Annotated in this window: 4 protein-coding genes; all 4 read left to right on the top strand. The window is 73.3% G+C overall.

Annotated features, from left to right (window positions below; genetic code table 11):
* A partial coding sequence (locus tag AB1578_19740) for a heavy metal translocating P-type ATPase (GenBank protein ID MEW6490126.1) occupies nucleotides 1–2,191 on the top strand: 2,191 nt, incomplete at its 5' end.
* Between the two features lie 216 nt (nucleotides 2,192–2,407).
* Nucleotides 2,408–4,114: a radical SAM protein gene (locus tag AB1578_19745; GenBank protein ID MEW6490127.1), complete on the top strand. Its 1,707-nt coding sequence runs from the start codon at nucleotides 2,408–2,410 to the stop codon at nucleotides 4,112–4,114.
* 49 nt (nucleotides 4,115–4,163) lie between these two features.
* On the top strand, nucleotides 4,164–5,798 hold the full coding sequence (phnD, locus tag AB1578_19750) for a phosphate/phosphite/phosphonate ABC transporter substrate-binding protein (protein MEW6490128.1): 1,635 nt from the start codon (nucleotides 4,164–4,166) through the stop codon (nucleotides 5,796–5,798).
* Nucleotides 5,795–8,074 (top strand): ATP-binding protein (locus AB1578_19755; GenBank protein MEW6490129.1); only part of this gene is annotated, 2,280 nt, incomplete at its 3' end. The genes phnD and AB1578_19755, both read left to right, overlap by 4 nt.

Genomic DNA, 8,074 nt, shown 5'->3' on the forward strand with positions numbered 1-8,074 from the left:
GGCGGAGCTCTCGCTCACAGGGGTGGACTCGGCCCACTGCGCGGGCTTGGTGGAAAAGGCCCTGGGGGGTCTCCCCGGCGTGGAGTCTGCTTCGGTGAACCTCGCAACCTCCCGCGCGCGGGTCGCCTACGACCCGTCCCGGATCCGGGTGTCCCGGATGATCGAGGCGGTCAAGGCCGCCGGGTACGGGGCGAGACCCGCCGAAAGCCGAGACGCAGAGACCGAGGCCCGGGAGGCCGACTCGCGGCACTTTCGGGTGCGGCTGCTGGTGGCCTGGTCCTTTGCCCTGCCCCTCCTCTACGTGGCCATGGGGGAGATGGTGGGCCTGCCCGTCCCGCGCCTCACCCATCGCGAAATGGGGCTCCTCCAGCTCGCCCTGTGCACCCCCATCGTCGCCGCGGGCTTCCACTTCTACGCCAACGGGTCCCGGGCCCTCTGGAACCTCTCCCCCAACATGGACAGCCTGGTAGCCATCGGCACCGGGACCGCCTACCTCTACAGCCTCTACCAGACGTTCTGGGGCGGCGGCCACCTCTACTTCGAGGTCGCGGGCCTCCTGCTCGCCTTCATCCTCCTGGGGAAGACCCTGGAGGCGATCGCCCGGGGCAAGACCAGCCAGGCCATCAAGAAGCTGGTGGGGCTCCAGCCCAGGACCGCCCGGGTGTTCCGGGACGGCCGGGAGATCGAGGTGCCGGTGGAGGAGGTGGAGGTGGGAGACCGGGTGCGGGTGCGTCCCGGGGAGAAGATCCCGGTGGACGGCCGGGTGCTCGAGGGGAGCTCGGCGGTGGACGAGTCCATGATCACCGGCGAGTCCCTCCCCGTGGAGAAGGGGCTCGGCGACGTGGTCATCGGGGCCACGGTAAACAAGACGGGCACCTTCCTCTTCGAGGCCACCCGGGTGGGGAGCGAGACGGCGCTCGCCCAGATCATCCACCTGGTGGAGGAAGCCCAGGGCTCCAAGGCGCCGATCCAGGATCTCGCGGACAAGGTGGCGGCGGTCTTCGTGCCGGCGGTGGTGCTGCTGGCGGCGCTGGCCCTCCACGCGTGGCTCACCCCCGAGGGAGCCCCCCTGGGGCCGGCGCTCACCGCCTTCATTGCCGTCCTCATCATCGCGTGCCCCTGCGCCCTGGGGCTCGCCACCCCCACGGCGGTCATGGTGGGCACGGGCCGGGGGGCGGAGCTCGGCATCCTCATCAAGGGAGCGGCAGCGCTCCAGCAGGCGGGGGAGGTCCAGGCCGTGGTCTTCGACAAGACGGGCACCCTCACCCGGGGGGAGCCCCGGCTCACCGACGCGGTGCCGGCGCCCGGATTTGCCGCACCGGAGCTCCTGGCCCTGGCGGCGGCCGCCGAGACCGGGTCGGAGCATCCCCTGGGGGAGGCTCTCGTCACCGCTGCCCGGGAACAGGATCTCGAGCTTCCTCGGGCCGAGGGCTTCCGGGCCGAGCCGGGCAAGGGCATCTCCGCCCAGGTGGAAGGGAGGCGGGTTCTGGTGGGCACCGCCCGCTTCCTGTCCGAGGCCGGGGTGGATCCAGCCCCCCTCCTGGCGGAGAAGGAGCGCCTCGAGGGGGAGGGGAAGACCGCCCTGTGCGTCGGGGTGGACGGCCGGCCGGCGGGCCTCCTGGCGGTGGCCGACACCTTGAAGGAGCACTCCCGGGAGGCCGTGGCCGCCCTGAAGCGGCTAGGGGTGCAGGTGCTGCTCCTCACGGGGGACAACCGGCGCACGGCCGAGGCCATCGGCCGCCAGGTGGGGATCGACCGGGTCCTGGCCGAGGTGCTCCCGGCCGAGAAGGCGCGGGAGGTGACGGCGCTCCAGGCCGAGGGGCTCACCGTGGCCATGGTGGGCGACGGCATCAACGACGCCCCGGCCCTCACCCAGGCCGATGTGGGGATCGCGCTGGGCACGGGCACCGACGTGGCCATCGAGTCCGCCGACATCGTGCTCGTGAAGGACGATCTGCGCGACGTGGTGCGGGCCATGGATCTCAGCCGCTACACCCTGCGCAAGATCCGCCAGAACCTCTTCTGGGCCTTCGTCTACAACACCGTGGGCATTCCCATCGCCGCCGGCGCCCTCTACCCCTTTACCGGCTGGCTCCTCAACCCCATGATCGCCGGCGCCGCCATGGCCTTCTCCAGTGTCTCGGTGGTCACCAATTCGCTGCTCATGCGCAACTACCGGCCGGCGGGGTAGGGGTTCCCCACGCCAGGGGGGGCCGTCCCCCCCGGTCGAAATCCAAATAGAAATCGAGATCGACCCCGATTTCGATTTCGATTTCGATTTGGAGGGGGGTGTTCCCCGGGGGAGGGGGAGGCGCGCTATGATGGGGGCTCCACCCGCTCGCCGGAGGAACCGCACCATGCCCGCCCCCCGACCCCACGGCGGCCGGCCCCGCTGCCCGGAGGCCCCTTGAGCCGAGGTACCGCCTCCCGCCGCCCGGCGGAAGTCTCGGCCCCCTCCGAGCAGATCCTCGAGCTCCCCGCCCCTTCGGGGGACGGGGAGCTGCGCTATGCGGTGGTCTACCCCAACCGCCACTGCCTGGGGATGGCCAACCTGGGGTTTCAGGCGGTGGTGGGGCTCCTGGCGGGGTTGCCGGGGGCTCGCTGCCACCGGGCGTTTGCGGACTTTCCCCGCACCCTCGAAGCGGGCCGGGCACTGGGGGAGTACGACGTGGTGGCCCTGAGCCTCTCCTTCGAGGGAGACTACCCGGAGGCCCTCAACCTCCTGGAGGCCGCAGGTGTTCCCCTGCCCTCGGAGGACCGCACCGCCCAACACCCCCTGGTGCTCGGCGGCGGAGTGGCGGTCTCCCTGAACCCCGAACCCCTGGCGCCCTTCTTGGATGTCGCCTTCCTGGGCGAAGCGGAAGCGGGCCTGGCGCGCCTCCACGGCTTTCTCCTGCCCCGCCGCGGCATGCCCCGCCCGGCGCTCCTCCGGGAGCTCGCCGAGGCGGCCCTGCCCGGGGTCTACGTGCCGTCCTGCTATGCCCCCGCCGAGGGCTCGGACCGCCCCCTCCCCCTGGACGCCGCGCCGGACTCCGTGGCGCGGGTCTGGGCCGAAAACCCCTGGGACCCGGCCCGGACGCGCATCCTCGCCTCCGGCGATGCCTTCGGGGGGGCGTACCTCCTGGAGGTGAGCCGGGGGTGCCCCCACGCCTGCCGCTTTTGCGCCGCCGGGTACGGCACCCGCCCCGCCCGCTTCCTGCCCCTGGAGGCCCTGCTGCCCCACGCCCGGCTCGGGGCCCGCCGGGTGGGCCGGGTGGGCCTGGTAGGGGCCGCGGTCTCGGACCACCCGGAGCTCCCGGAGCTGGCCCGGGCCCTCCTGGACGAGGGCGCCGGGTTTACCGTATCGTCGTTTCGGGCGGAAAACCTCGACCCGGACATTCTGCAGCTCCTGGTGCGCGGAGGCCTCCAGACCCTGACCGTCGCCCTGGAGGCGGGCAGCGAACGGCTGCGGCGGCTCCTGGGAAAGGGAATCTCGGAGGAAGACGTGCTCCGGGCGGCCCGGATGGCCGGAGAGGCGGGCCTGCGCAACCTGCGGATCTACGCCATGGTGGGGCTGCCCACGGAGACCGACGAGGACGTGGAGGCCCTGGCCGGGGTGGCCGCGGCGGCCCGGGCGGCCCTGGGGGGGACCGTCACGGTGAGCGCCGCGCCCTTCGTTCCCAAGGCCCACACCCCCTTCCAGTGGGAGGCCATGGCTCCCGAGGCACTGTTGCGCAGCCGCCTGCGCCTGCTCCAGCGCCTGTGCGGCCGGGAAAAGGGGGTGCGGGCGGTGGGGGAGGCCCCCAAGTGGGCGCGGGTCCAGGGGCTGCTCTCCCGGGGGGGAAGGGAGGTGGCGCCGCTCCTGGACGCGGCCCGGCGCACGGGGGACTGGCGGTCGGCCCTGCGGTCGGAGATCGCCGCCCGGGTGCTCGACGGGCCGCGAGACCCCTCCGGCCCCCTGCCCTGGGATGTCGCCCGGGGGCTGCCGGGCCGGGAGCACCTCCTGGCGGAGCGCGAGGCCGCCTGGCGCGGAGCACCGCCCCGCCCCTGTCGGGCCCGTTTCCAAGGGGAGTGCCGGTTGTGCGGGGTCTGTGGGGCAGGATTCAACTCCCCCGCCGCTGCGGCCGATGCGTGACGTCTCGGGGCCGCACCGGCGCTCCGCGAAGGCCGAAAGGCGCGATTCCATGAAGCGAACCGTCCGTTGGGGGGGGGTCTGGGCCGTGGTCGCCTCGCTGGCGGTCCTGGCGGCGTGCACCGGCAACCCCGGCTCCGACGGCCGGGCTCCCCTGCGGGTGGCCGGCTCCCCCGTGGCCCGGGACGTGGCAGGACACCTTCTCGCGGACTTTGCCGCGTCCCGGCCGAGCGTCGCAGTCCGCCACCTGCCCTCGGCCCACACGCCGGCCGCCCTGCAGGCGCTGCGGGCCGGCGAACTCGATCTCGCCTACCTGGCGCGGGAGCCCGGCCGGGAGGAACGGGGAGGGCTCTTCGTCTACCCCTTCGCCAGTGAGCCGATCGTCTTTGCCGCCCACCGGGGCACCGGCGTCCTTGGGCTTTCCACCCGCCAGCTCCGGGAGCTCTACAGCGGCAAGGTCCGCAACTGGGCCGAGGTGGGGGGCGCCGACCGGCCGGTTGTCCTCCTGGACCGGCCCGAGTTCAGCTCGACCAAGCGGCTCCTGCGGGCGGGGCCCTTCGGGGAGCTGGCCATCGAGCCCGGGGCCGCCGTCCTGGAGGGCGAGGACCTGATGGAGTCGGCCCTGGAGGCCTACCCGGGTGCCCTGGGGTACACGAGCCTGCGCAGCGCCCTGGCCCTGGGGGAGAAGGTGGACGTGCTACGGCTGGACGGGGTCTACCCCGACCCGGAAGCCCTGCGCAGCGGGCGCTACCGCCTGTCTCGCGCCCTGGCCTTCGCGGTGCGCGACCCCGTGTCCCCCCAGGCCCGTGCCTTCCTGGACTTCGCGGGTTCGGAGGCGGGCCGGCAGGTCCTCGGCGCCCACGCCCTGATCGCCCTACGGCGAGAGATCCGGGTGGCCGTGCCCCCCATGCGCGACGTGGTCTCCCTCGAGCTCAAGTACGGCGGCCTCGCCCGGTACCTGCAAGAGCGGCTCGGGCGGCCCGTGGAGCTCGTGCACCAGCCCTCCTACACCGCCCTCCTGGAGGCCTTTCGCGCCAACCAGGTGGACGCCGCGCTCCTGGGAAGCTTCACCTACATCGTCACCCACCTGGAGGCGGGCGTGCAGGTGCTGGCCCGTCCCGAATACGCGGGCGTTTCCCACTACCGGGGCGTGTTCTACGTGCGCGCCGGCAGCCCCTACCGCAGGGTCGAGGACCTGGCGGGCGCCCGGCTCGTGCACTCGGGGCGCGCCACCACCGCCGGATATCTCTGGTGCCTCTACGCCCTGGGCACCCGGGGACTCCCGGCCCCCGAAGCGTTCTTCGGAAGCTTCGTGGACGCCGGCTCCCACGAGGCAGCCCTGCGGGCGGTCCTGGACGGCAGGGCCGACGTGGCGGCGGCCAAGGACCTGGTGTACCAGGAGATGGCCGCGGGCGAGCCGGGCCTGCGGGGAGCGCTGCGGGAGGTGGCGGCCTCGCCCCCCGTGCCCTCCAACGGCTTTGCCGCCGGACCGCTCCTGACCCCGGAGCTCAAGGAGCAGATCCGGGGGCTCCTCCTCTCCATGGATCAGACGCCCCGGGGCCGCAAGGCCCTCTCGGACCTGGGGGCCGAGCGGTTCCTGGAAACTGCCGACACCGACTACGCCAACCTCTACGAGATGGTGGGGGCCGTCTCGGACCAGCTGGCCGACTTCTTCCACTACCGATGAGCCGCACCACGAGCCTTCGCCGGCGCTTCCTCTTCTCCTTCGCGGGGCTCCTCGGGGGGCTGGCCGTCCTGAGCCTGGTGCTCACGGTGGGCATCCTGTTCCTTTCCTACCGGACCACGGTGGAGGAGCGCATCCACGAGGTGGGCCACCGGTTTGCGGAGGCGCTCCGGGAGGCGGAGGAGGCCCTGCTCTTCCGCACCCGGATCCTCGCGGATCTGGGAAGGATCGAAGCCCTGGGGCTCGAGGCCCGCGTCCTGCGCGAGGTCCAGGTCCACACCCTCCAGTGGCTCAAGCGCGACGGCCTCCACGTGGTGGGCGCGGGGAACCCCGAGTTCTGGGAGCGCCGGGGAGAGCACGCGCGCCTCCTGGAGCGCGCCTTCGCCGGAATCCCCTCGGTGGCGCTCGAAGTGGCCGAAGGGGAACCCCCGCGGCTCCTGGGCGCCTCGCCCCGGGAGCACGACCGGGGCGTGGCCGAGGTGATCCTCGCGGCCCTGCCCCTGGACCGGCAGACCATGGAGCGCCTGGCCCGCCGGGCGGGGGGAGAGATCGCCCTCCTCGACGAGCAGGGGCACCTGCTGGCAACCAGCCTGGCGGTCCCCGGGGGCCAGCGGCACCTCGGAGCCGCGGGAGGAACCCCGGGGGCGGGCGGCCACACGGTGATCAACGGCAGGGCCTACGACTTTCGGACCTTCCGCCTGGAGGTGGGGCACCGGCCCTACGGCACCTATGCCGTTCTCTGGCCCGTGGGCGATCTGCGTGCCCTGACGTGGCGACTGGCCCTGTGGCAGGCGGGGGGCGGGTGCGTGGGGTTCGCCCTCTTCTTCCTCCTCTACCGCAAGGTGGTGGCCACCACCTCCGACGACGTGGAGGCCCTGACCGGGTGGGCCCGGGGGTTCACCCCCGAGGCGCCCGAGCCCCCGCCGGCCCTGTCGCGCACCGATGAGGTGGGGGTGCTCTCCCAGGCCTTTTCCGGCCTCGCCGGCCACCTGGCCGAGGTCCTGGACGAGGTGGAGGTGAAGAATCGGGAGCTCGCGGACGCCAACCTCCTCCTGGAGGACAAGGTACGCGACAAGACCCGGGAGGTGGAGCAACAGAAGCGCCTGTTCGAGACGGTGCTCTCGGGCATGGCCCAGGCGGTGTTCCTGGTGGACCGGGAGCGGGTGATCGCCTACGCGAACCCCGCTGCGGTGCGCGGCTTCGGCCCCATGACGGGCCGCCCCTGCGAGAGCCTGTGGGGCGCCCCCGGACCGTGCTGCTCGCCGGAGCCCGTGGTCGCCGAGGTTCGCCGGGGGCCGCACACCTACCTGGTGAGCTTCACCCCGCTGGAAGGGCAGGAAGGGGGCGTGATGGTGGCCCAGGACGTGACCGAGCGCCGGGACCTGGAGCGCCAGCTCCTCCAGTCCCAGAAGCTCGAGAGCATCGGCCGGCTCGCCGCCGGGGTCGCCCACGACTTCAACAACATCCTGGGGGCCATCGTTCCCTGCGTCGAGGTGCTCCGGCGGCGGGTGGCCGAGCCGCGCGCCCGCACCTATCTGGATACCATCGACTCCGCCACGGGCCGGGCCTCGGAGGTAGTCAAGCAGCTGCTGGCCTTCAGCCGGGCGGGGGGCGCCCGCCGGGTGCCCTTGGAACTCAACGGCGCCGTGGAAGGGGCACTTCGCCTGCTGCGGCCGAGCCTGAAGCAGGTGAACCTGGAGTGGCACCCCGGAGAGGGGCTGCCCCTGGTGGCGGCCGACGAGACCCAGCTCCAGCAGGTGGTGCTGAACCTCGCCCTCAACGCCGTCGACGCCATGGCAGGGAAGGGAAGCCTGCGCATCTCCACGCAGGCCGTCCCGGGGGGCCGCGGCGCGCTCCTCACGGTTGCCGACACGGGCCCCGGCATCCCCGGGGACCTGGCGGGGAAGGTCTTCGACCCCTTCTTCACCACGAAGGAGGTGGGCAAGGGGTCCGGGCTGGGGCTGTCCATCGTCTACGGGATCGTGGAGAACCACGGGGGGCGCATCCGCCTCGTGTCCCCGACGGAAGGGGGGGCCCGGTTCGAGATCGAGCTCCCCGCCTCGCCTCCGGCCGAGGCCGGCGCGCCCCCTGCCCCCCGGCCCACCCTGCTCCTGGTGGACGACGACCCCCTTCTCCTCCAGAGTCTGGCCTCGGGCCTGGAGGACCTGGGCTTTGCGGTGCGCACCGCCCGCACGGCCGAAGACGCCCTGGCGACCCTCGAGGACGGCGCCGCAGCAGGGGAGCCCGGCGCGGCGCTCCTCGACGTGCGCATGCCCGGC

Source organism: Thermodesulfobacteriota bacterium, from assembly GCA_040756475.1.
Taxonomy (GTDB): Bacteria; Desulfobacterota; Deferrisomatia; order Deferrisomatales; family JACRMM01; genus JBFLZB01.